At 47.1% G+C, this 22,315-nt stretch carries 20 protein-coding genes; 14 read left to right on the top strand and 6 right to left on the bottom strand.

Annotation, left to right across the window (positions count from 1 at the left end):
• Window positions 1-131 precede the first annotated feature (131 nt).
• From PaeBR_RS15645 to PaeBR_RS15615, 7 genes are all read left to right on the top strand, one after another.
• Window positions 132-1,241 carry a Gfo/Idh/MocA family protein gene (locus tag PaeBR_RS15645; RefSeq protein WP_410511482.1) on the top strand — a complete coding sequence of 370 codons (1,110 nt, stop codon included), beginning with the start codon at window positions 132-134 and terminating at the stop codon, window positions 1,239-1,241.
• A gap of 117 nt (window positions 1,242-1,358) precedes the next feature.
• Window positions 1,359-2,126, top strand: a complete 768-nt coding sequence (locus PaeBR_RS15640) for a sugar phosphate isomerase/epimerase family protein (protein ID WP_410511481.1) — start codon at window positions 1,359-1,361, stop codon at window positions 2,124-2,126.
• Window positions 2,119-3,216: a Gfo/Idh/MocA family protein gene (locus PaeBR_RS15635; RefSeq protein WP_410511480.1), complete on the top strand. Its 1,098-nt coding sequence runs from the start codon at window positions 2,119-2,121 to the stop codon at window positions 3,214-3,216. Before PaeBR_RS15640 ends, PaeBR_RS15635 begins: the two co-directional genes overlap by 8 nt.
• Window positions 3,217-3,269: 53 nt before the next feature.
• Entirely contained in the window at window positions 3,270-4,238 is a 969-nt protein-coding gene (locus PaeBR_RS15630) for a sugar phosphate isomerase/epimerase family protein (RefSeq protein WP_410511479.1), read from the top strand.
• A 266-nt stretch (window positions 4,239-4,504) separates the two neighbouring features.
• Window positions 4,505-4,621, top strand: coding sequence for a transposase (locus tag PaeBR_RS15625; RefSeq protein ID WP_410515205.1), 117 nt, complete (start codon window positions 4,505-4,507; stop codon window positions 4,619-4,621).
• Window positions 4,622-4,832: 211 nt separating this feature from the next.
• On the top strand, window positions 4,833-5,900 hold the full coding sequence (locus PaeBR_RS15620; protein ID WP_410511477.1) for an ABC transporter ATP-binding protein: 1,068 nt from the start codon (window positions 4,833-4,835) through the stop codon (window positions 5,898-5,900).
• A 54-nt stretch (window positions 5,901-5,954) separates the two neighbouring features.
• A complete protein-coding gene (locus tag PaeBR_RS15615) occupies window positions 5,955-7,079 on the top strand; it encodes a glycoside hydrolase family 43 protein (protein WP_410511476.1) in 1,125 nt (374 codons plus the stop codon).
• A gap of 5 nt (window positions 7,080-7,084) precedes the next feature.
• On the opposite strand, the gene PaeBR_RS15610 is transcribed toward PaeBR_RS15615, so the two are convergent.
• The 3 genes from PaeBR_RS15610 to PaeBR_RS15600 all read right to left on the bottom strand — a co-directional run bounded on the left by PaeBR_RS15610 (window position 7,085) and on the right by PaeBR_RS15600 (window position 9,529).
• Complete coding sequence (locus PaeBR_RS15610; RefSeq protein ID WP_410511475.1) at window positions 7,085-7,705, bottom strand: DNA alkylation repair protein; 621 nt, start codon at window positions 7,703-7,705, stop codon at window positions 7,085-7,087.
• An 85-nt stretch (window positions 7,706-7,790) separates the two neighbouring features.
• Window positions 7,791-8,078, bottom strand: a complete 288-nt coding sequence (locus tag PaeBR_RS15605; RefSeq protein ID WP_410511474.1) for a hypothetical protein — start codon at window positions 8,076-8,078, stop codon at window positions 7,791-7,793.
• Window positions 8,079-8,554: 476 nt separating this feature from the next.
• Window positions 8,555-9,529: an MFS transporter gene (locus PaeBR_RS15600; protein WP_410511473.1), complete on the bottom strand. Its 975-nt coding sequence runs from the start codon at window positions 9,527-9,529 to the stop codon at window positions 8,555-8,557.
• A gap of 82 nt (window positions 9,530-9,611) precedes the next feature.
• On the opposite strand from PaeBR_RS15600, the gene PaeBR_RS15595 reads away from it, so the two are divergent.
• Window positions 9,612-10,376, top strand: a complete 765-nt coding sequence (locus PaeBR_RS15595) for an exodeoxyribonuclease III (protein WP_410511472.1) — start codon at window positions 9,612-9,614, stop codon at window positions 10,374-10,376.
• A gap of 70 nt (window positions 10,377-10,446) precedes the next feature.
• Here the strand turns inward: PaeBR_RS15595 and PaeBR_RS15590 are convergent, their stop codons facing one another.
• Window positions 10,447-11,898 carry a serine hydrolase domain-containing protein gene (locus tag PaeBR_RS15590; protein ID WP_410511471.1) on the bottom strand — a complete coding sequence of 484 codons (1,452 nt, stop codon included), beginning with the start codon at window positions 11,896-11,898 and terminating at the stop codon, window positions 10,447-10,449.
• A 146-nt stretch (window positions 11,899-12,044) separates the two neighbouring features.
• On the opposite strand from PaeBR_RS15590, the gene PaeBR_RS15585 reads away from it, so the two are divergent.
• Window positions 12,045-12,392 carry a hypothetical protein gene (locus PaeBR_RS15585; protein ID WP_410511470.1) on the top strand — a complete coding sequence of 116 codons (348 nt, stop codon included), beginning with the start codon at window positions 12,045-12,047 and terminating at the stop codon, window positions 12,390-12,392.
• Window positions 12,393-12,531: 139 nt separating this feature from the next.
• Window positions 12,532-13,764, top strand: coding sequence for an aminopeptidase (locus PaeBR_RS15580; RefSeq protein WP_410515204.1), 1,233 nt, complete (start codon window positions 12,532-12,534; stop codon window positions 13,762-13,764).
• A gap of 96 nt (window positions 13,765-13,860) precedes the next feature.
• Here PaeBR_RS15580 and PaeBR_RS15575 read toward each other — a convergent pair whose 3' ends face one another.
• Window positions 13,861-15,471 (bottom strand): helix-turn-helix domain-containing protein, encoded by a 1,611-nt coding sequence (locus tag PaeBR_RS15575; RefSeq protein WP_410511469.1) that lies wholly within the window; start codon window positions 15,469-15,471, stop codon window positions 13,861-13,863.
• Window positions 15,472-15,498: 27 nt separating this feature from the next.
• Complete coding sequence (locus PaeBR_RS15570; RefSeq protein ID WP_410511467.1) at window positions 15,499-17,217, bottom strand: sensor histidine kinase; 1,719 nt, start codon at window positions 17,215-17,217, stop codon at window positions 15,499-15,501.
• A 351-nt stretch (window positions 17,218-17,568) separates the two neighbouring features.
• Here PaeBR_RS15570 and PaeBR_RS15565 point away from each other — a divergent pair, with 351 nt between their 5' ends.
• The 4 genes from PaeBR_RS15565 (at window position 17,569) to PaeBR_RS15550 (ending at window position 22,298) form a co-directional block, all read left to right on the top strand.
• Window positions 17,569-18,492: an ABC transporter permease gene (locus PaeBR_RS15565; protein ID WP_410511466.1), complete on the top strand. Its 924-nt coding sequence runs from the start codon at window positions 17,569-17,571 to the stop codon at window positions 18,490-18,492.
• Window positions 18,493-18,508: 16 nt separating this feature from the next.
• Entirely contained in the window at window positions 18,509-19,429 is a 921-nt protein-coding gene (locus PaeBR_RS15560; protein ID WP_410511465.1) for a carbohydrate ABC transporter permease, read from the top strand.
• Between the two features lie 71 nt (window positions 19,430-19,500).
• Window positions 19,501-21,078 (top strand): extracellular solute-binding protein, encoded by a 1,578-nt coding sequence (locus PaeBR_RS15555; RefSeq protein WP_410511464.1) that lies wholly within the window; start codon window positions 19,501-19,503, stop codon window positions 21,076-21,078.
• Window positions 21,079-21,263: 185 nt separating this feature from the next.
• The gene (locus tag PaeBR_RS15550) at window positions 21,264-22,298 is read left to right on the top strand and encodes an MATE family efflux transporter (protein ID WP_410511463.1); all 1,035 of its coding nucleotides are present in this window, start codon (window positions 21,264-21,266) and stop codon (window positions 22,296-22,298) included.
• Window positions 22,299-22,315 lie beyond the last annotated feature (17 nt).

The raw sequence follows: 22,315 nt of genomic DNA, 5'->3' as shown, positions 1-22,315 counted from the left end.
TGAGTGTTAAAATGATAGCCAAATTGTTCATGTATGTATCATATTATTCATTTTATTATAGGAGCTTAGAGATTACCATGTAAATAGGGAAACAGCTGACATATAAATTACAAAAAGGATGAGGCGAATCCATGAGTACAACAAAACAACATTCCGTAGTGATCATCGGATATGGCGGTATGGGAAGTTATCACGGTAAGCTGATCAAAGAAAACGCAGGCTTGGAAGTCGTAGGAACATATGATGTGCTTCAGGCACGTCAGGAAGCCTCCATCGAAGACGGTTATTTTGCTTATGATAGTTACGAGGACGTTTTGAATGATTCGAAGGTTGAAGTTATCTTAATCGCAACTCCAAATGAGATCCATAAGGATCTTTCCATACAGGCAATGAAAGCTGGCAAACATATCATCTGTGAGAAACCGGTGACCCTTTCCTGTGAGGATTTTGAAGAAATGTTTGCCGTTGCGAATGAGAACAACTGCGTCCTGATGGTCCATCAGAACAGACGCTGGGATGAAGACTTTCTGGTTATCAAAGAAATGTATGATCAGAAAACGATCGGTGACCTGTTCCAAATCGAATCCCGTGTGCACGGAGCAAACGGCATCCCGGGAGATTGGCGTCATCTTAAGGAAAACGGCGGCGGCATGCTTTTAGATTGGGGCGTTCATTTGCTGGATCAGTTATTGTTCATGATTGACAGTAAGGTTACCAGTGTAACCAGCCGATTGAGCTTTATCTTGGGCAATGAAGTGGATGATGGATTTGAAGCCTGCTTGCACTTTGAGAATGGAGTCACTGCAGTTGTTGAGGTTGGAACTACAAACTTTATTACGCTGCCGCGATGGTATGTTAAAGGTCTTGAGGGATCAGCTATTATCGAGGACTGGTCTTTGAAGGGAAGAATTGTGAAGCGGAATAATGAGGCGGAAAAAATCGAGCCAAAGCCTATTCAGGCAGGGGTAGGCTTAACCAAAACCATGGCTCCCCCATCCGAAGGGGCGACAATCACTGAAGCTTTACCTGCAGCTTATGTTCAGCCCTCCAGCTTCTTTGATAACTTTACAGCAGTAATTGAAGGAACAGCGGAACCCATTGTCAATAATGCCGAAGTACTACGGGTATTGAAGTTAATTGATGCTGTCTTTGAAGCAGGCAGAACAAACGCGGTCGTAAAGGATTTTGATCTCTATGAGTCCGGGTCAGGCCGGGCAGCTGCAGCACTTTCTGTCTCTTAATGAAGAAACAATAAAATGTTGATCAGATCGTTCATGTTTTAATCATATTCTTCATTTTATTTTATACGCTTTCATACTAACATGTTACTAGATTACACTAATTGGAGTGATTGAGTAATGTTGAAAATTGGCTTGCAATTGTACACACTTAGAGCAGAGTTAGAACAGGATTTCGAGGGAACGCTGCGCAAGGTGGCGGACCTCGGTTATAGCGGAGTGGAGTTTTATCACTTTTTTGGTCGCAGTTCGGAGGAAGTTAAGCATTTACTGGTGGAAACCGGGCTGGTTGCTCTGGGCGCACATCGTCCTTATGATGCCATGCTTAATGATACGGAACAGGAAGTTACGTATAATCTGGCCATTGGCAATAAGAACCTGACTGTGCCTTACCTGACGGAGGAACAGCGCAATTGGGGTGAGGTTGCTGCGAATTTGGCGATCATCGGTGAAAAAGTAAAGAATCGCGGCGCTGTTTTATCCTACCATAACCATGATTTTGAATTCACGGAGCACTACGGGGAGCGGACGGCGTTCGACGGTATATTTGAAGAGGTGCCGGCTGATCTGCTTCAGGTAGAGATGGATACGTGCTGGGTATATTATGGAGGATATGATCCGGTGGAATATATCCATAAATATGCCGGACGTTTGCCGATTATCCACTTGAAAGATATGAAGAAGCGTGAAGATGGCTCCGCAGAGACCGTTGTACTGGGTGAGGGAGAAGTGGATCTTCCCGGTATTTTGGAGGCGGCAGCAGAAGCTGGTGTGGAATGGGCGGTAGTCGAACAGGATTTCTGCAGCCGTTCCCCGCTCGAAAGCGTTGCCGATAGCTTGAAATGGGTACAAGAGTACGCAAAACAAGGAGGAAAAGTTCATGTCTAACACATTAAAAATTGCTATTATCGGTTGCGGTGGTATCGCAAACGGAAAACATATGCCTAGCTTGTCTCGTCAAGCCGGCGCCGAGATGGTTGCCTTTTGCGATATTGAGCTCGAGCGTGCGGAGGAAGCCGCAGAGAAATACGGGGTAGAAGGAGCAAAGGTATACAGCGATTACGAGGAAATGCTGAAAGACGGCGGATTCGATATCGTTCATGTGTGTACGCCGAATGACAGCCACTCCGTTATTACTGTAGCTTCACTGGAAGCAGGCTGCCACGTAATGTGTGAGAAGCCGATGGCCAAAACGACTGCCCAAGCGCAGGAAATGCTGGATGCAGCCCGCCGGACCGGCAGAAAGCTATCGATTGCTTACCAAAACCGTTTCCGTTCGGATAGCGAATATCTGAAGGGTCTGTGCGAGAGCGGTGAGCTTGGCGATATTTATTATGCCAAAGCTATCGCGCTACGCCGGCGTGCGGTTCCAACCTGGGGCGTATTCCTGGACGAGGAGAAGCAGGGTGGCGGTCCGCTGATCGATATTGGTACGCATGCGCTGGACTTGACATTGTGGATGATGGATAACTACAAGCCGCGCAGTGTTACCGGTTCTGTCTTCCATAAGCTAGGACATAAAGAGAATGCCGCCAACGCTTTTGGTCCTTGGGACCCGGAGCAGTTCAAGGTAGAGGATTCGGCGTTCGGCTTTATCACGATGGAGAATGGTGCGACGATTGTGCTGGAATCCAGCTGGGCGCTTAACGTTTCGGAGTTCGGGGAAGCTAAGACGCTGCTTGCAGGAACAGAAGGCGGTGCGGACATGACGGACGGACTTCGTCTGAACGGAGAACGCGCCGGACGTCTGTATGAGACCAAGGTAGATCTTTCCTCCGGCGGTGTGGCTTTCTACACAGGCGCCCAAGAGACTGAAGCGGACCGTGAAGCCCGTCTATGGCTGGAAGCGGTAAAAGAAGATAAGGAACCCCTGGTGAAGCCGGAACAGGCGCTTGTCGTCACGCAAATTTTGGAAGCCATTTATGAATCGGCCCGGACAGGCCGCGCGGTTTATTTTGACGGATCATCCGATAATTAAGATATAAAAAGGCCTGAATAGGCTAAACCCTGGATAATGAGAGGAGAAGCAGCATGAAACTTGGAGTATTTATGGTATTGTTCGGCGGACGCAAGCTGGAAGATGCATTGGATTATGTGGCATCCAAAGGACTTAAGGCGGTAGAAATCGGCACCGGAGGCAACCCCGGCAAAAGCCACTGCGATCCACAGCTGCTGCTGGAGAACGAAACGGCATTGAAGGAATTCAAGCATGCAGTGGAGTCCCGTGGATTGATGATCAGTGCGTTAAGCTGTCACGGCAATCCGCTTCACCCGCAGAAGGAGCTTGCTCGCAAGGATCACGAAGACTTCGTCAATTCCGTAAAATTGGCCCAAAAGCTCGAAGTTCCGGTTGTAAATACATTCTCCGGGTGTCCCGGTGACCACGAGAATGCCAAATATCCTAACTGGCCGGTAGCTCCCTGGCCTAACGATTACCAGGAGATCCTATCCTGGCAATGGGAGAATAAAGTCATTCCTTATTGGACGGAATGGGGAGCCTTTGCGGCTCAGCATGATGTGAAGATTGGACTGGAGCTGCATGGCGGATTCTCCGTACATACACCGGCAACACTGCTTCGTCTTCGAGAAGCTGCTGGTGAGGTAATCGGCGCCAATCTGGACCCGAGCCATATGTGGTGGCAGGGCATTGATCCCGTACAGGCCATTCATATTTTGGGGCGTAAGGGTGCGATTCATCACTTCCACGCTAAGGACACCGTAATTGATCCGATCAATGTGAACATGCATGGTCTGACGGATATGCAGTCCTATGAGAAAATGCTTGACCGCGCCTGGCAGTTCCGTTCGGTTGGCTTTGGTCATGACCTGAAGACCTGGGCGGATATTATCAGCGCCCTGCGTCTGGTAGGGTATGACTACGTTGTCAGCATTGAGCATGAAGACGGACTGATGTCAGTCGAGGAGGGATTCTCCAAAGCCGTCGATAACCTCGGTCAGGTGCTGATTCATGAGCCGCTCGGCGAGATGTGGTGGGTTTAAGCTAAAAAAAGGGATGTCCCAAAGCCATGGAAATGGCTGTGGGATATCCTTTTGCTTTTGGAGAAAGAATGAGGTGGGAGTTTTCCTTAGCGGTAAAAATCCGGAGACAAAGGCGACCGCTACCGCTTTTCCGCAATCGTTCCGTCCTCTCCGCTGCTTTGAGCCTAAATGGCTTCTTCAATCTTCTCTAGAAATAGCAAAAAGAAAAATCGCCTTTTTGGTAAAATGGAAGTACCACCAACCATCCCAAAACGCTCACTAAAGGCATCATCTACGCCTACACTCAGCGCATCTATTCCTCTCGCCAAATCGCCAAAACCGTGCTGGAGAACATTTCCTTCATGTGGCGGCCGGACGGCAGTGTCGGACTTCCGCACCAATAACCGCCTCCGTTTTCCCAGGACCGAAAACAGAACACAGCTTTGAAGTGCTTGTGCTCCGAAAGGCTTGGGAGCGATTTGTTTATGGGGCGAGATTTACGGGATAAATCAGAAAAATCTTGACTCCCGATTATAAAAATAGATAAAATTATAAGTATGATCATAATAATGATAATCATTATCATAAATAACAAACAATGGAGAGGGTGACAGAATGGAGCGCCTTATAGAGGTAAAAGATTTAGCGATTTCTTTCAAAACTCGCGGCGGAGAAGTTCAAGCGATCCGTGGTGTCAGCTTCCATGTAGATAAAGGAGAGACGCTTGCTATCGTTGGTGAGTCGGGCTCCGGTAAAAGTGTAACCTCGCAGGCGATTATGAAACTGATTCCGACGCCGCAAGGCCAGTATAAACGCGGGCAGATTTTGTTCGATGGACAGGAATTGATCGGCAAGACGGATAAGCAAATGCAGAAAATCCGCGGCAAGGAGATCGGTATGATTTTCCAGGACCCCATGACGTCGCTGAATCCGATGATGAAGGTCGGAAGACAGATTACGGAGGTTCTTTTTAAACACGAGAAAATAACTAAAGAAGCCGCAGTCAAACGTGGAATTGAATTGCTTCGCCTTGTTGGAATACCTTCCCCTGAACGGCGGTTCCAGCAGTATCCGCATGAATTCAGCGGAGGGATGCGACAGCGGGTCGTCATTGCTATGGCGCTTGCCGCCAATCCAAAGCTTTTGATTGCAGATGAGCCGACTACAGCGCTCGATGTAACCATACAAGCACAGATTCTCGAGTTGATGAAGGACTTGCAGAAAAAGATCGGTACAGCGATTATTTTCATCACTCATGATCTGGGTGTCGTAGCCAAAATGGCAGACCGGGTAGCGGTTATGTACGCCGGGCAGATTGTTGAAATGGGAACCGCGGAGGAAATTTTCTACGATCCAAGGCATCCTTACACATGGGGTCTTCTCGCTTCCATGCCAAGTTTGGAGAATAAAGGCTCCATGCTCACTGCCATCCCCGGAACGCCGCCTGATTTGATCAAGCCTCCGGTTGGTGATGCTTTTGCTTTACGGAGCACGTATGCTATGGAAATTGACCTCAAACATGAGCCTCCGGTATATAAGGTGTCCGATACACACTTGGTAAAATCCTGGCTTCTGCATCCGAGTGCGCCTGCTGTAGAGCCGCCAGATGTAGTGAAGAAGAAACAGCGTGTCCTGAAGGGCGTATATGAAGTACCGGTTTTGGTGGAGAACGGCGATTATTAAGCAGTAATCAGTACTGGAAATCAGAATAGACGGATTATGCGTCAGGCCGCTTCTGTGGCTTGGCGTTTTATTTTTGCATGGGCTCAGTCAGATACACTTTGGGCTCCGGATGTAATTCAGCTGGCTGATGGCAAATTTTATATGTATTATGATGCCTGCAGAGGAGATTCTCCGTTGTCTGCGATGGGAATCGCCGTATCGGAGCATATCGAGGGGCCGTATAAGAACAAGGGCATTATTTTAAAATCCGGTATGTCCGGAATCGGTAACGATGGCGAAATTTATGATGCGACCCAGAAGCCGAACGTTGTTGATCCTGATGTTTTCTTCGACAAGGAAGGTAAACTGTGGATGGTATACGGCTCATACTCCGGAGGCATCTTTATACTGGAGCTGGATACGACAACCGGTTTTCCGCTGCCGGATCAGGGCTACGGGAAGAAGCTGCTTGGCGCAAATCATGCGCGGATTGAAGGTCCTTATATGCTGTACAGTGCTGAAACCGATTACTATTACCTGTTTTTCTCCTATGGCGGTCTTGATGCGAACGGCGGTTATAATATCCGCGTAGCCCGTTCGAAGACACCAGAGGGCCCTTTTACCGATGCTGAGGATAAGAAGATGATTGACGCGCAAGGGACCGCCGGTGTTCTATTCGATGATCCTGCCTACTCGCCGTACGGAGTCAAGCTAATCTCACCGGGTCATAATTCGGCTTATTATGATGAAGACTCCGGAAAGTACTTTCTGATATTTCATACCCGTTTTCCGAACCGCGGAGAAGAGGATGAAGTAAGGGTGGATCAGATGTTTATGAACAGTGACGGATGGCCGGTTGTTGCCCCTCACCGCTATGGCGGAGAATCCATTGGCAAGTACAGCAAAAAAGAAGTGACCGGCGCGTATAAATACGTCAACCATAATAAAGATATTTCAGCGGATATTGTCCAGTCGGAGTTAATAGAGCTGTCAGCTGATGGCTCCATATCCGGCGCCGTCACCGGAACATGGAAGCTTACGGAAGAACATGCAGCAGAGCTAACCATAGACGGAGCAGTATACAAGGGTGTATTTCTGAAAGAGTGGAATGAAGGGACGGGCACTTATGTAATGACGTTCACCGCAACTGGCAAGGAAGGGATCTCCATTTGGGGCAGTCATGTCACTACGGATAAATAATAGATTTATTTATTCATCCATTTGAGGCCTTCCCGTTTACTAAGAGGCTTCAAATTTTCCTTTTCGATGAAATTCTTCACGGAGGCGGGATTGATCTTCGAATACTCGCGTAATGCCCAGCCTATCGCCTTTTGTATGAAAAACTCGGGAGATTCCGCATGGGTAAGAATGTAGCGGTACAGCAAGGCTTCGTTCGTGTCCTGCTTATAATGCAACTGAAAGAGAAGGGCTGTCCGGTTCAGCCACATGTTATCGGATTGAAGCCACTTCTCTCCATATTCTGCTTGCAGCTGTGGAAATTTATGTAATAGGAAGCCTGCAGCATTAGAAGCCAGAAGGTCTACTGTATCCCACCAGGAGCGGCTGGTGATGAAGCCCTCGATAAGCGGGAGATCCTGCGGCTCCAGTTTTCTTCTTATTTTGAGCAAAATATCGAGTGCTGTGTACTGGTATTCTCTCTCCGGGGGATGAAGGGCCAGAAATTCCTTGATGATTTCACTGCGGAGGGGTGTTTTGATTCCGAGAAAAGGGAACTGGTCACGCATATAAGCGGACATAGCTTTAGCCGTTATCGGATCTTTACTCGCCTCCAGGCGCTGGATCAGGACATTGAGGGTATCATTCATAATTGGATCGTTCCTCGCGGTTTTAAACCCATCTTAACATAAAAAACATCTCCAACTGAACAATCAGTCAGAGATGTTGGGGAGATTAGAAATCGGAGGTTGCAATTTGAATCGTACCAAATGCAGCGCCAGCAGCTGAAGTTAATAGAGCAGCGACTAATAGTAAGTCAACGGCAAGTGTCAGACTGTTAAATGCAGGGATGAGATAAGTGATAACTGGTGCATTGACGCGGTAAATCACTAGACTCACAGGGTTGCCAGAGTTGTTCTGTACAGTTACTGTAGCGTTAACTCCTCCCGATAAATCCTCGTAGTAGGATTTTCCGACGCTAGCAGCTAAATTGAAGAATTGTTGCGGTAATAAGATAGCCATGATAATGACCTCCTTTCCGTTTTGATAGAATATTCTATTCAAGTAAATCTATTAATGCGTGAACGAATAACTTAGGTAGTAAGCACAATTCAATAGAGTGGGTCGATGCGGACTTCAATTAAAGTTTGGAGTAGGATATAGGTAGGGTTTCTGGGTGGACGCTCCGCGAACGGATCGTTGCTGCAATCGCTGTTGTCTCCAGATTTTTTTAATTTACCTTAGTGGTAAAAATCCGGAGACAAAGGCGAACGCTGACGCTTTTCCGCAATCGTTCCGTCCTCTCCGCTGCTCTCAGCGGGAATCGTTTCTTAAAATATTAATAGAACAAAACAAAGAAATCGCCCTTTGGAAAAATGGAAGTGTCGGACTACAACCATTTTAAAAGGAGCGATTTCTTAAGTACATCAACGTGTGTTTGGTATGTTAAACTGCTCTCTCAGCGTCATGGAGTCTTCTTCCATAAATCCGGTAAAGAATCAGGCCGAATACCATTCCCAGAAAAGACATAGCCGAAACGGACAAGTAAAGAGTCTGGCCGCCGAATAGAAGACCGGGAAGGTAAGGACTTGGAGAATTTGCAGATAGACCAGCAGCTGCGGGTCCGTAATCCAGGCCGACAGGAAGAAACGGATGAAATAAAAGGCGCCGGAGAATGAAATAATGATCAGCTCTTTGCCTTTGCGCAGCCACCAGAAGCTTAGGGCAAATACGATAATTTCACTGCCTGCCGCCAGGAACCAGGCTTGACCCACCAGTTCAGGGCTGCCGCCCAGCTCACTGATATATACCCCAAGGAAGGTATCGTTCATCCTAGCCGGAACAGAGCTGATAAACACAAGCACCAGAAATAGTAAAGTCTCCTTGTTGCTTAGAAAATGCTTCAGGCTGCTTAGTGTAACGGGTTTCCCTATGACCGGCGCAACCGGCATGAACCAGCTTACGATAATGCTTATAATGCCAATCGCTGCGAATAGAACCCCCAGGCTGTGCGCACCCAAATAGGACATAACATAACCGGTGAGCAGAGCCATTACCCCATAACCGAGAGCACCGTACGTTCGAATCGAGCCGTAACTGATTCCTGATGCCTCGGCAATCTGGAAATTCAGGCTTTCCGTAAGCGGATCAATGGGCATCAGGAAGAAATAGAGCAGCATAGCAAATAATACAAGCTGGACATAGCTGCTGGAGTCATATAATAGAAAGCCGAAGACGGCCGAACACAGCAGCAGTACCAGCAGCACTTTGCGGATGGTCTTGGTCCGGTCGCTGATCATCCCCCATAACGGCTGGGCAATGAGGGTTACGAAACCCCCTGTACCAATGATAAAGCCAATCTGTGCCGGGTTTAAGCCTTGCTCATCCAGGTAAACCGGGAGAAAAGGAATAAACATGGCCAGCAGTGCAAAATATAAAAAGTTAAAGCCTCGTAATAGTTCAGGTGCATTCATAGAATGGTTTGGCGATGTAATCAGCAGAAGTTATGATACACTGGAATCAATCATAGTGACTTGTAGGGAGATAGTGAATGGTATGAAGCTGATATCCTGGAATGTAAATGGCTTAAGAGCATGCGTAACCAAGGGATTTATGGATTATTTTACAGAAAGCGCAGCAGATATATTCTGTGTGCAGGAGACCAAGCTTCAGGAAGGGCAAATAGAGCTGGAGCTGGGAGAGGAATACTATCAATATTGGAATTATGCGCTGAAGAAAGGGTATTCGGGAACGGCCGTTTTTACCAAAATCAAACCGCTCTCTGTCCGATTTGGATTGGAAGAAGATCAGGAAGCCGAAGGGCGGATTCTAACGCTGGAGTTCGACTCTTTCTATCTGGTGAATGTGTACACTCCCAATGCAAAACGTGATCTGTCGAGACTTCCGTACAGGCTGGATTGGGAGGACCGGTTCCGGAATTATGTTCTGGAGCTGGACAAGCTTAAACCTGTTATTGTTTGCGGAGATTTAAATGTGGCCCACGAGGATATCGACTTGAAAAATCCAAAGTCCAACCGCGGCAACTCCGGATTCACCATGGAAGAGAGAGGCAAGATGACAACTCTGCTGGGAGCCGGATTTATGGATACATTCAGACAGTTATATCCTGAGCAAGAAGGGGCGTACACCTGGTGGTCCTACATGCCGAAGGTAAGGGAGCGGAATGTGGGCTGGCGGATCGATTATTTTCTGGCCTCTTCAAGGCTTGCCTCCCGATTGGTTAATGCGACGATAGAATGCAACGTACTAGGGAGCGACCATTGTCCGGTTATTCTCGAAATTGCCGAGTTTGAAGTTTAGCAAAAAAAGGCCGGAATTCCTCTGGAAAGAGGTTCCCGGCCTTTATTCTTTTGAAATCGTTCAGCGGGAATTATGCTCTTCCGACTGTTGATTCCGGCTCCGTCTGATCGAAGGAAACGTTGAACTTGTGTTGAAGGATAATCATATGGTTCTCAACTTTGACGTTAACGGTTACATAATAAGGAGTTTCTATAAACCGGAGAGTTAACTGGAGCGTATCTTCTGTTATCCAGGTAAAGCTGGACATCATACGGTTTAGGTTCCCGTCAAGAATGGCGGCAAAGCTCTCAACCCATACACCTCTTCCTAAATGAATGATATGTTCACCGAGCGCATTCTGAAGAGTGACAGCGGCTTCATTATTGTTGAAGGATATGGAGAAGGAATGCCATTGCTGCTCATTGTCATCCAGCTTGTAAAGCTTGCCGCTAATTGTTTCCTCTAATGATGAAGAGAGTTGCAAGGTGGGTGGATGAATCGTTAAAAGATTTAACTGGGCAGTCGTATTAGCGGCTGCTGAGGCATCAAAGGGCGAAATCGGCTCCGGCTGCATAGCGGGCAGCAAATGCTCCCAGACCGCGTTTATCACACCCTGCATATCGTTTGTACCGCTAGTAATCGCTATAACCGCGTCCTGTTCCGGCAGGACAATGCAGAACTGACCAAATGCCCCATCGCCGCGATAAGCCTCATGTCGGCATTGCCAGAACTGATAGCCATAACCCTGAGTCCAATCGCTATCGCCGCCATCTCCGTTAGAAATCTGCTTGGAGGTGGCTTCATTAATCCAAGCTTCCGGCAGGATACGCTGATTGTTCCAGCAACCTTTTTGCAGGTACAGCTGGCCGAACTTTGCGATGTCTCCGGTTGTAAGACTAAGGCCGAAGCCTCCGGTATTTATACCGCGGGGACAGGATTCCCAGGTTGCACCTTCAATGCCAAGCGGAGTAAGGAGGCGCGGCTCTAAACATTCCAGCAGGGTGTGACCGCTGACCTTTTGGAGTATGGCTGACAGCATGTAAGTAGCCCCGGTGTTATAAAGAAAATGAGTACCAGGTTCCTTTTCTACGGGGACCCCGAGGAATGCTTTGACCCAGTTGCCATCTTCACTCCGATGTATCGCCTCCATGGTTTCCACTACGTGTCCCGTGCCCATCATTAATAAATGCCGCACGTTCATTTTGGCCAAATTCGGTGTGATGACCTCAGGGGCTTCATCAGGGAAGAAAGAGATGACCAAGTCGTCCAGAGAGATCAGGTTTTCGGAAACGGCTAGACCTATTGCAGTAGAGGTGAAGCTTTTACTTAGGGAATATAGCATATGAGGGAGGTTGCTTCTGTACGGAGACCACCAGCCTTCTGCCACCACATGACCATGCCGCACCAGCATGAAGCTGTGCAGCTCCAAATTTTTGTTATGCACCGCATTCAGGAAGTCCGATATTGCTGTTGATGTAATCCCTTGCTCTTCCGGGCGGCTTCTCGGTAATTGCAGATTGGTGCTGGTGGTAGTAGTTTCCATCATTTCATCCCCTCGTATTGAGCACGTTCAGCTCAGGATTAATAGAGTTGCATATTTCTATTTTATAACATTTCGCTCCCAGTTTTCTGTGAATAATTTATGTGTTGATCTCGGCATACATATATCAGGAGAGGAGCGTGAGGATCATGGAGAAAAAGGTACAGCAATACTATCGGCTCAAGCAGAAGCAAAAAGAGGTCGAAAAGGAATTGGCCGAGCTTCGGCAGGATATTATGACATATGTTAGCGGGCAGGGGATCAACGAGACGGAGATCGGGAGCTATAAAGTGAAGCTTGTGACCCAAAACCGAAAAGAATATGATGATCACAAGCTCTATGCAACCTTATCCGACCCCGAGGTATGGCGTATGCTCTCCAAATCAGACCCGGCGAAGGTGGCAAGCTTGACCAAGCTGAATGTCATCTCTGAAGACAAGATCATGCATACCTATTCTTTAAAGACCGTCACAATGCTTCAGGTGGATAAAAAATAGAAAGAGAAGGTCCCTTACTATGCAGCAGCGGTTCTCTTCGGGAGCCGCTTTATTTCTATTCGAATCGCAACCGTTCCCGTTTTGCGCTAAAATAACAACAGCAGGTAAAGTCATCAAAGAGTTGGAGGAAGAGAAAATGATGAAAGATTTTGATCTGATGCTGGATAAATACGCGGATCTGGTCGTGAAGGTCGGGGTCAATGTGCAGCCCGGACAAGTGCTGATGATACATTCCCCATTGGAAACCGTAGATCTCACACGCTTGATAGTTGGGAAGGCTTATGAAGCGGGGGCCAAATATGTGATGGTGGAATGGGAGGATGAGGTCACTACGCGCATCCGTTACGAGAAGGCGCCTGAAGACTCCTTCAGTTACTATCCACAGTGGCAGGCGGATATGCTGGAGCGGTTTGCCGAAGAGAACGGAGCTATTTTACATATAAAAGTGCCGGACCCTGAACTGTTCCGAGGGATAGATTCCTCCAAGGTGTCGACGGCGGTCAAAGCAGCCGCAATAGCGCGTAAGAATTATCAGAATTACACCCGGAACAGTAAAATCAGCTGGTCACTGATCAAGGCGCCGACACGCGCTTGGGCCAATAAAGTATTTGCCGATCTCCCGGAAGGAGAGCGGGTAGAGGCGATGTGGGCAGCCGTATTCCAGATGAACCGGGTGGGCAGTGATGATCCGGTAGCGGCTTGGCGCGAGCATATCGGCCATTTGAAAAAAAGCCAGGACCTTATGAACGCCAAACGTTATAAGAGTTTGCATTACCGCGCCCCCGGCACAGATCTGCATGTGGAGTTGCCGGAAGGTCATTTGTGGCGTGGAGGCGGCGGTGAGAATGCGAGCGGTGTGTATTTTGTAGCAAACATGCCTACAGAAGAAATTTATACCATGCCGCTGCGAACAGGGGTTAACGGTACGGTTGCCAGCACACTTCCGCTAAATCTGAACGGACGATTGGTGGAGGGAATAACGTTTACTTTTAAGGATGGGAAGGTTGTATCCTATGACGCCGAATCCGGCCGTGAGCATCTGACCTCCCTGCTGGAAACGGATGAAGGGGCCTCATACCTTGGCGAAATGGCATTGGTGCCGCATGATTCACCGATCTCACGTCTCAACCGGGTATTCTATAATACCGGTATTGATGAGAATGCATCCTGTCATTTTGCGCTTGGCAGCGCTTATCCGGTTAATATCGAAGGCGGGACCAAGCTCACCAGCGAGGAGCTTCTGCAAAAAGGCGCAAATGTCAGCTTAACGCATGTAGATTTCATGATCGGCTCCACTGAGCTGGATATTGACGGCGAGCTGGCGGATGGAACAATAGAACCGGTATTTCGTAAGGGGAATTGGGTGCTTTAAGTAAAAAACAAGCTATAGGCCGCAGCTCCCCATAGATGGGGGCTGCGGCCTTTTCGTGATGACAAGCTAGGGAAAGTTTTCCAACGCATTTGCTTTTCAGCTCAAACGGGTAAACTCGGCCTTCCGGTTTTTCCGATATTCATTTGGACTGCAGCCGGTATCCTGTTTGAACAGCTTGGAGAAATGCGAATAATTCGAATAGCCGACTTTGCTTGCGATGACATCGACCGACTGATTAGAGGTTTCCAAGAGGTGCTTTGCTGTTGCAATCCGGGTTTGGATAATATAATGGCCAAGCGATATTCCCATTTCTTTTTTAAACAGCCTTGCCAGATAATCCGGATTGAGAAAGACGATCTCCGCCAGACTTGTTCTTGAGAGATCATCACCGCAATGGGTATGGATGTAATGCGTGATTTTCTGGGCGACGGATTTGGGTTGTTCGGCAAAATTGCGGTAATCCGCGGCGGTATTCACCAAATATTTGATATACTTCTGCATATCTTCAATGGAATTCAGAGACTGCATCAATAATTGATCCCCGGATCTTCCTGTATACAGTTTATGTGCCTGAATTTCTTTGCTTTTCAAATGGGCGTACACGAGCTGAACAATGTCAAGGCGCAGCAGGCTCAGAACCGAAGTGTTCAGGACCTGGCCCTGAATGAGATTGTGCAAATACTTGCCCGTTTCCTCAAGAAAAGCGGTATAGCCGTTATCGTTCAGTAATTGTTCCAGAAGATTAAGGTTCGGCGGTGTGTAAACCGCTTCCGATTGATGATATTGTTCCAGCAAAAAGGTCTGATTGCGGTGTTTGATCAATTCCTCGTTCATCTGCAGCAGGTCTTTAATCGTTTTGCGGATATGCTCAAGTGTACGGGATACTGCAATATTGCAGCAAGCGTCGCATTTGAGGAATTTATTCGCTTGTTGAATAAACGAGCCGCATATTTGTTCGATAAGCCGGGACTCGGGGGAGCCGTTCCATTTCAGAATAACCATCCAGTTGTAATCTTTAAATTCCGTAATCGTTTCAATGGAAATGAGAGAGTCCTGGAACAGCTCGTACATCACATTCAGCAGGGCGTAATCGAACAGGTTCTTATCTTCTTTGACCAAACTTCCATCATAAGGAAAAAGATTGACCAGTACTGGGAGAAACTGATCCGTTATCTGGTACGGAAGATTATGCTCTGTCAGAAAAGAAGCAATGGCGATGGAACTGGACGGAAAAGCTTTCCCCAAGATCAGCCTGCGCCAAAAATCCTCCAGCATATGTGTTCGATTTTTATGCCAAAAATACCCTTCGCGTATCGCCTTTTCATTGTTTTGCTGCTCCTTTGCTTTGGAGACGGCTTTTTGTATAATCAGCGTCAGTTTGTCGAACTCGATCGGCTTGAGGAAATAATCGAAGCTCTGCAGCTCAATCGCCTTCTGGGCATAGTTGAAATCGGCATAGTTGGTCAGGAAAATCGCCTGCACACTGTACCGTTCCTCACGAATCCAGGCGAGGAGCTCAAGTCCGCTTCCCTGGGGCATTTCGATATCGCATATAAGAATTTGAACCGGATGCTGCAGCAGAATTTCACGCGCCTGGGCGACATTGTAGGCTGTATAAATGTTATCTATGGATAACGCCTTCCAGTCCATTCTCTTTTCCAGTGCCGTGATTACAAAATAGTCGTCATCCACCAGCAAAGCATTCATAGTCCATACCCCTCTCTTGGGATGTTCTTAAGTCAGCGGCAATTTTGGGAGTGTGATTGTGACACAAGCGCCTCCATCTTCTCCATTGGAGAAAACCACCTTCGACTTCTGGCCGTAAAGGAGCTCTAACCGCTGCAGGGTATTCATTATACCGATGCGGCTGCCGCCGGTTTGCTCCAAAGTCGTGCCATTCATCAATTTCTCCAGTATATCCGGCGGAAATCCGGGACCCGTATCGGTTATCCGCATCACAATCATTTCCTCTTCTTCTTGTTTTCGCTTGAATACCGCCAGAACAATTTGCAATTCCTGGGTTCTTGAAACTGCATATTTAATGGAGTTTTCGATAAAAGTCTGGAGCACTAACGGCGGAATCACCGTGCTGGCTGTATCCTCCGATTGCTGGATTTGATAGGAAAAGCCGTTTTGATAACGTGATTTTTGAATATCGAGATAGATTCGGACATGCTCGATTTCATCATCCAGTCTGACAAAATTCTCACCGCTTTGAAAGATATACCGGAAATATCTGGAGGTAGCCATCGCCATTTTCTCGATTTCCTCATACATTTGAATTTGCGCCATACTGTAAATGCTTGTGAGGCAGTTAAGAAAAAAATGGGGCTTGATTTGTAATTTCATATAATCGAGCCGAATTTTTTGTTTCTCGAGTTCTTGCTCATAGATATCGATTTTGAATTTCTTGATTTGCTCAACCAGGTTTTTAAATTGCTCGTTGGCCTGTTCCAGCTCGATAATTTTACTGCTTTCAAAATTGGCCGGTTCGCCATCATCCGTGATGAGCGCCAGATTTTCCGAGAAGCTTTGAATGGGACTAAGCACCTTTCTAATAAATAACATCATTACGGCACTGAGCGTGGAGATGAGAATGAAGAACAGGAGAATAATCATCAACTGGGCAATCATGATCTTTTCAAAGGCTCCAAACCTGATTACCATCTGGGCGCTGAACGTAGCGTTAGAGAATTCGCTGCTGACCATGGTTCGGGACTGCATAAAGCTTAAGATGGAAGATGTTTCGTTATTTTGCGGTAAGCTTTCGCTGTCGGATACCTGTCCGGATATGCTTTTTCCATGCTCATCCACCAAAGCGGCATACCCGTTTGCTCCCAGATTGATTTGACGCAAGGGATGGATCAGATCATCCGCGGAGATTAGCCCTATTAAGTAGTGATCGTAGTAAGGAACCATATTGATGATATAATATTTGCCGTTTACCAGGATGGGGGTCCATTTGGAATAAAACTTCTCGTATACATCTTTATCCTCAACAAATAACATAATCTGCTGTTTAAGCTTCTGGTAATCCGAATAGGAGATACCCATTGGAGCAGCATTCAGGAAATATTGATGATTCTCCAAATAATAAAAGAAATTATACCCTTGCTCGTAATTTTTCTGAAGTTCGGCGAAACGCTTATACAGTCTTTCATTGGCCTTTAGAAACGCAACGCTGTTCACAGGATATTTATCCATCGTGTTCAGGTTTTCATTGTTCGCCAGCGTCCACCCCATATAGTGGTTAATATAAGCAAAATCATGATTGATGCGGTTGATATACAAATCGGCTGTATCCTGCAAATTTCGCGTGGACTGCTGCTTGACAATGGAAATGGAAGCAATGCTGATCACCAAGTCTACCACGAGCGCAATGAATGAAATAAGGAGCATGATTTTTACATAATGCATGATGGGGTACGATTTCTTTTCTTTAGTTTTTGCCATAAGCCCAGGTGTCTTGTCCTTTCACGCACATCCATTCCTATTGAATGCGCTTTTAATGGGTACAAAAATCATTATAAAACCTTTGTTTGAAAAAAGCATAACGAATCGGCTCCATTTGACGTCAAAGTCCGGAAAGCGCATACAAAAGTCTGGATATCGTTATTGTTTCCCGCCCGTGCATGAAGCCGACTCCCTATTTTGCAGTGGACGGGACCGGAAATGTCCGAATAATGCTCCTACTATGTCCGGTAAACGGGGATGTAAGAAGTTATACTGAAGAAGTTCAAAGGGCCGGCGCAAAAGGGGCATGAAAGCGGTTTAACATTTGTTATCAGGAGGGAATGGAATATCATGAGATCCGGTCAATTTGATATAGGGCGGGCATACGGACTGGTCAGACGAAATTGGGGCCTGTACGTATTACTTTTTCCAGCTGTAATTTTAACACTTTTATTTGCCTACAAACCGATGTACGGGGTGCTAATCGCTTTTAAGGATTACAGTCCGGCCACCGGAATTACGGATAGCCCTTGGGCGGGATTCAAATACTTTGAAAAGTTCTTTCATTCCTATCAATTTTCGGCAACTATTAAGAACACCCTTGTCATCAGTCTTTACAGCCTGCTTACCTTTCCGATTCCGATTGTGCTCGCACTGATGGTCAACCAAATGAGAGCAAACCGGTTTAAACGTTTCTTCCAGACGGTAACGTATATGCCGCATTTTATCTCAACGGTTGTTATGGTCGGCCTCATGCTGATTTTGTTCTCACCAAGCACCGGTTTGGTTGGAAACGTATACCATCTGTTTGGTGGAGAGGCTCCCGATCTGATGGGCTCTTCCGGATTATTCAGCAGCGTGTATGTCTGGTCGGATGTGTGGCAGCATACCGGGTGGGACAGCATTATCTACATCGCCGCGCTCTCTGCGGTAGACCCGAGTCTGTATGAGGCGGCTACTGTGGACGGAGCCAGCCGTTGGCACAAAATCCGTTATATTGATATTCCCATGCTCATGCCGACTGCGATTACACTGCTTATTCTGCGGGTGGGCGGACTGCTCGGAGTCGGATTTGAAAAGGTGTATCTGATGCAGAATGACCTGAATATCACCTCAAGCGAGATACTATCGACCTATGTGTACAAAATCGGGCTGCTCAGCAGCCAGTACAGCTTTTCCTCGGCCATTAACTTGTTCAACACCGTCATCAATTTTATTCTATTGATTCTTGTGAATCAGATTTCGAAAAAAATCAGCAACAACAGTTTATGGTAGCAGGGGGGCGGAACCAATGGGAGTACTGGAAGCTATGGTTAAAAAGAGCGTAGGCAAGCCAAAAGATCGCTCATCCGATAAAGTAATGGAAGTTCTAATGTACACTGTTGCGGTGATTTTACTGGTCATTCTGATATACCCGCTGTATTTCATCGTGATCGCCTCATTCAGCGATCCGGCCGCGGTGGCGAATGGACAGGTATGGATGTTTCCGAAAGGATTTACGCTGGAAGGCTACAAAGAGCTGCTGAGGCATGAAAATATCTGGATCGGCTACAGAAATACCATTTTGTATACGGCGGTAGGAACCGCCATCGGGCTGGTCGTCAATATTTCAGCGGCGTACGCGCTGTCGAGAAAAGATCTCGTCGGACGGAAGTTTTTCTCCTTGTTTTTCATCTTTACGATGTTTTTCAACGGCGGATTGATTCCCACCTTTCTGACCATCCGGGATTTTCATTTGTATGACACTTTTTGGGTCATGGTGCTACCATTCTCCGTTGGGGTGTACAATATCATCGTTGCGAGGACCTTTTTCCAAACCAGTATTCCCGGCGATCTGTGGGAGTCGGCCCAGATTGACGGATGCGGCAATCTCCGGTATTTCGTCCAGATGGTTCTGCCCTTGTCGAAAGCAGTGATTGCAGTGCTGGGATTATGGATCGCCGTCGGCTATTGGAATTCGTATTTTAACGCGTTGATATATTTGAAGAATCCGAATTTGTATCCCTTGCAGTTAATCCTGCGCAATATACTGATCACCAATCAGATGCAGTCCAGCATGGGAAGCGGCGAGGCCGCGCAAATCGCTTTGCGTCTCGCCAATATTATGAGGTATTCCGTGATTATCATAGCAACAGTGCCGATCATGTGCGTATATCCCTTTGTACAAAAGTACTTTAACCAGGGGGTGATGATCGGCGCCGTGAAGGAGTAACGCGACTGCTTATCTAAATTGAATGGGGGAAGCTCGGAATGGGGAATAACGTAAATAAAAGTTTGTATAAAATGATTACTGCAATTCTTCTTGTGTCAGCGCTGCTGGTCGGTCTTGCCGGGTGCAGTGGAAACAAGGCGGATAATTCAGGCAAAACTGCGGCAAGCGGTTTTAACAAAGAAGGTCTGCCGATTGTAAATGAGCCCATAACACTGAAAGTACTCACTGTTCGATGGGGAAATATGGGAGACACTTTCACAAAGAACCAATGGCTTAAGGATCTCGAAACGAATACAAATGTTAAAATCGAGTGGCAGGTGATGTCCTCCAACGACTGGGGCGAACAGAAATCCATCATGCTTGCGAGCGGCACACTGCCGGATGTCGTCCTGGGCGATCAGGTATTCTCAGATTCCGACATCGTTAATAATTTGAGCTATTTCCGTCCGCTGGACGAATATATTGACCAATATATGCCTAATCTGAAAGCGGCCATGGAAGAAACGCCTGAGATGAAAAAAATCAGCACCTTTCCCGACGGAAAAATCTATTCCTTGCCTGCAAGATTGCCGTCGCGTCCCATCACTTCCCAACAACCCGTTATTAACAAGACCTGGCTCGACAAATTGGGGCTGAGCGTTCCCGGTAATGTGGATGAACTTTATACTGTGCTAAAAGCCTTTAAAGAACAGGATCCGAACGGGAACGGAAAGAACGACGAGATTCCTTACACCGAGAAAGGTTTAGGCACGGATTTCCTCAATCCATTTGGAATCACGGATCTCAATGGCAACAGTATGATGGTTAAGGATGGAAAACCCGTTTTCTTTCCGGTTTCCGAAGAATATAAGAAAGGGCTCGAGTATGCGCATAAATTATATGCCGAGGGCCTGATCGATAAAGAGATGTTCACCCAGGACAGCACCATGACATCGGCCAAGCAGCAAAATGCGGACGCTCCGATTCTGGGATTCACGAATCAGTGGACACCGGACGCCGTATTCGGAAAATGGAAGGATCAATATGTGACGATTCCGCCGATTGCCGGTCCGGATGGTAAGCAGTATCAGCCTGGAGATCCGAACGGCTTGAGCTTTAGACGCAATGAGCTGTTGATTACCACTTCCAGTAAAAACCCGGAAATTGTCGCCCGTTGGGCCGACCAGTTCTATACGAATGAAGCCAGTATCCAGAATTTCTGGGGCGCTATTGGAACCGTCCTTCAAAAGAACGACGACGGCACTTACACGCTGATGGACCCGCCTGCAGGTACTAGCGCGGATGCCTGGTACTGGGAACAGTCTTTACGGGATTTCGGTCCGAAATATGTTAGCCCGTCCTTCGAGAAGAACATTGTTCTCAATCCCGAGACCGGTGACGGCCTGAAACTGAAGATTGACAAGCTGGGAAGTGAGTTCGTAACGACACCTTTCCCTAATGTAATGTATAACGCGAATGAGTTCCAGGAGCTGCCTACCCTGACTACGGACATCGACAGTTATGTGGCAACGATGCGTGCCCAGTGGGTAACGAAAGGCGAAATCGACAAAAATTGGGATGCCTATCTAAAAAAACTCAATGATATGGGACTTGATAAGTTGCTCAAAATTCGTACCGATGCGTATGAGCGTTACATGAATGTAGAATAACCTATCCGTCCAGCTCTCTCCGGTATGCAAGACGCCACAGGATGATAATGAAATACACAGAAACCAGCAAGCTCCCAATAAACTGGGAACTTGCTGGTTTTTATCCTTCTTGCAGCAAAAGTCGCTATTGTACAAAATGAGTCTGTATATGCAAGGTTTCGGATGAAGCGGTTGCCTCTGTCGGCGTGTCCAATCAGATTATCATGTTTGCCGTGCTGACATTTAACTTCATTGCATTAGGTTCCACCGTTGTCATTACCCAATATCTCGGGTCCCGCAGAACGGAGGAAATCGAAACAATCGTTGCTTCATCGCTGGGAATCAATTTTCTTTTCGGTCTCTTCATGAGCATGATTGTCGTTTTTTTCAGTGGAAGAACTTACTTGCTGATTACCGGAGGGGCTTTAGTGCTGCTGGCACTAAACACGGTGACGGTGGCGATCATTCAATCTCATGGATATACCCGTCATACTATGTTGGTAGCCATAGGGATCAATTTACTGCACATTTTCGGTAATTATATGTTCATTTTTGGTCCTATGGGGTTTCCCAAGCTTGGTGTGACGGGTGTGGCAATCTCGACGAATGTAAGCCAGTTAATCGGTTTAACGCTGAATTTGTTCATCCTCCGGAAGGTGGTTGGCATCCCTGTCCGGTGGTTCAATTTAATTCATTGGAAGCGCGACCTTGTGTCCAAAGTGCTAAAGATCGGCATTCCGTCCTCCGCGGTGAACCTGTCCTATAACGTTAGCCAGTTGGTTATTATCTCCTTCATCTCGTCACTTGGCGCCATGATGCTGACCACCCGGATTTACACACAGAACATCTTGTTCATCGTCATGATTATAGCGATTTCAATCGGAAGGGGAATTCAAATCATTGTCGGACAACTTGTAGGGGCCGGCGAGCGTGAGGAAGCCTATAATCAAGTGCTTCGCAATCTGTTCCGCAGTACGCTGATCACGTTGGCGGCCGTCACCATTATTTGCATCTTCCGGATTCCGATGCTTGAAATGTTCACCGAATCGGAGGAGATTATCCGGCTGGGGTCGAATCTGATTCTATTAAGCTTTTTACTGGAGCCGGGAAGAAACTTCAATATTATCTTCGAACGGTCCCTGCAAGCTGCAGGCGATGCCCGGTTCACAATGAATTCTGCCTTATTGATTATGTGGCTGTTCAGCATGCCGCTTATGTATGTATTGGGGATTCATTATTGACGAATGGGTGCGGGGCC

This window comes from Paenibacillus sp. BR2-3, assembly GCF_046529485.1.
GTDB lineage: Bacteria > Bacillota > Bacilli > Paenibacillales > Paenibacillaceae > Paenibacillus_AQ.
The sequence above is the reverse complement of the archived record's forward strand: the minus strand, read 5'-3'. Positions and strand labels throughout refer to the sequence as shown.

What these genes read in the sequence shown, in the direction of transcription:
- PaeBR_RS15645 (WP_410511482.1), top strand. Translation starts at nt 132, where the DNA reads ATGAGTACAACAAAACAACATTCCGTAGTGATCATCGGATATGGCGGT.
- PaeBR_RS15640 (WP_410511481.1), top strand. Translation starts at nt 1,359, where the DNA reads ATGTTGAAAATTGGCTTGCAATTGTACACACTTAGAGCAGAGTTAGAA.
- PaeBR_RS15635 (WP_410511480.1), top strand. Translation starts at nt 2,119, where the DNA reads ATGTCTAACACATTAAAAATTGCTATTATCGGTTGCGGTGGTATCGCA.
- PaeBR_RS15630 (WP_410511479.1), top strand. Translation starts at nt 3,270, where the DNA reads ATGAAACTTGGAGTATTTATGGTATTGTTCGGCGGACGCAAGCTGGAA.
- PaeBR_RS15620 (WP_410511477.1), top strand. Translation starts at nt 4,833, where the DNA reads ATGGAGCGCCTTATAGAGGTAAAAGATTTAGCGATTTCTTTCAAAACT.
- PaeBR_RS15610 (WP_410511475.1), bottom strand. Translation starts at nt 7,705, where the DNA reads ATGAATGATACCCTCAATGTCCTGATCCAGCGCCTGGAGGCGAGTAAA.
- PaeBR_RS15605 (WP_410511474.1), bottom strand. Translation starts at nt 8,078, where the DNA reads ATGGCTATCTTATTACCGCAACAATTCTTCAATTTAGCTGCTAGCGTC.
- PaeBR_RS15600 (WP_410511473.1), bottom strand. Translation starts at nt 9,529, where the DNA reads ATGAATGCACCTGAACTATTACGAGGCTTTAACTTTTTATATTTTGCA.
- PaeBR_RS15595 (WP_410511472.1), top strand. Translation starts at nt 9,612, where the DNA reads ATGAAGCTGATATCCTGGAATGTAAATGGCTTAAGAGCATGCGTAACC.
- PaeBR_RS15590 (WP_410511471.1), bottom strand. Translation starts at nt 11,898, where the DNA reads ATGGAAACTACTACCACCAGCACCAATCTGCAATTACCGAGAAGCCGC.
- PaeBR_RS15585 (WP_410511470.1), top strand. Translation starts at nt 12,045, where the DNA reads ATGGAGAAAAAGGTACAGCAATACTATCGGCTCAAGCAGAAGCAAAAA.
- PaeBR_RS15580 (WP_410515204.1), top strand. Translation starts at nt 12,532, where the DNA reads ATGAAAGATTTTGATCTGATGCTGGATAAATACGCGGATCTGGTCGTG.
- PaeBR_RS15575 (WP_410511469.1), bottom strand. Translation starts at nt 15,471, where the DNA reads ATGAATGCTTTGCTGGTGGATGACGACTATTTTGTAATCACGGCACTG.
- PaeBR_RS15570 (WP_410511467.1), bottom strand. Translation starts at nt 17,217, where the DNA reads ATGGCAAAAACTAAAGAAAAGAAATCGTACCCCATCATGCATTATGTA.
- PaeBR_RS15565 (WP_410511466.1), top strand. Translation starts at nt 17,569, where the DNA reads ATGAGATCCGGTCAATTTGATATAGGGCGGGCATACGGACTGGTCAGA.
- PaeBR_RS15560 (WP_410511465.1), top strand. Translation starts at nt 18,509, where the DNA reads ATGGGAGTACTGGAAGCTATGGTTAAAAAGAGCGTAGGCAAGCCAAAA.
- PaeBR_RS15555 (WP_410511464.1), top strand. Translation starts at nt 19,501, where the DNA reads ATGATTACTGCAATTCTTCTTGTGTCAGCGCTGCTGGTCGGTCTTGCC.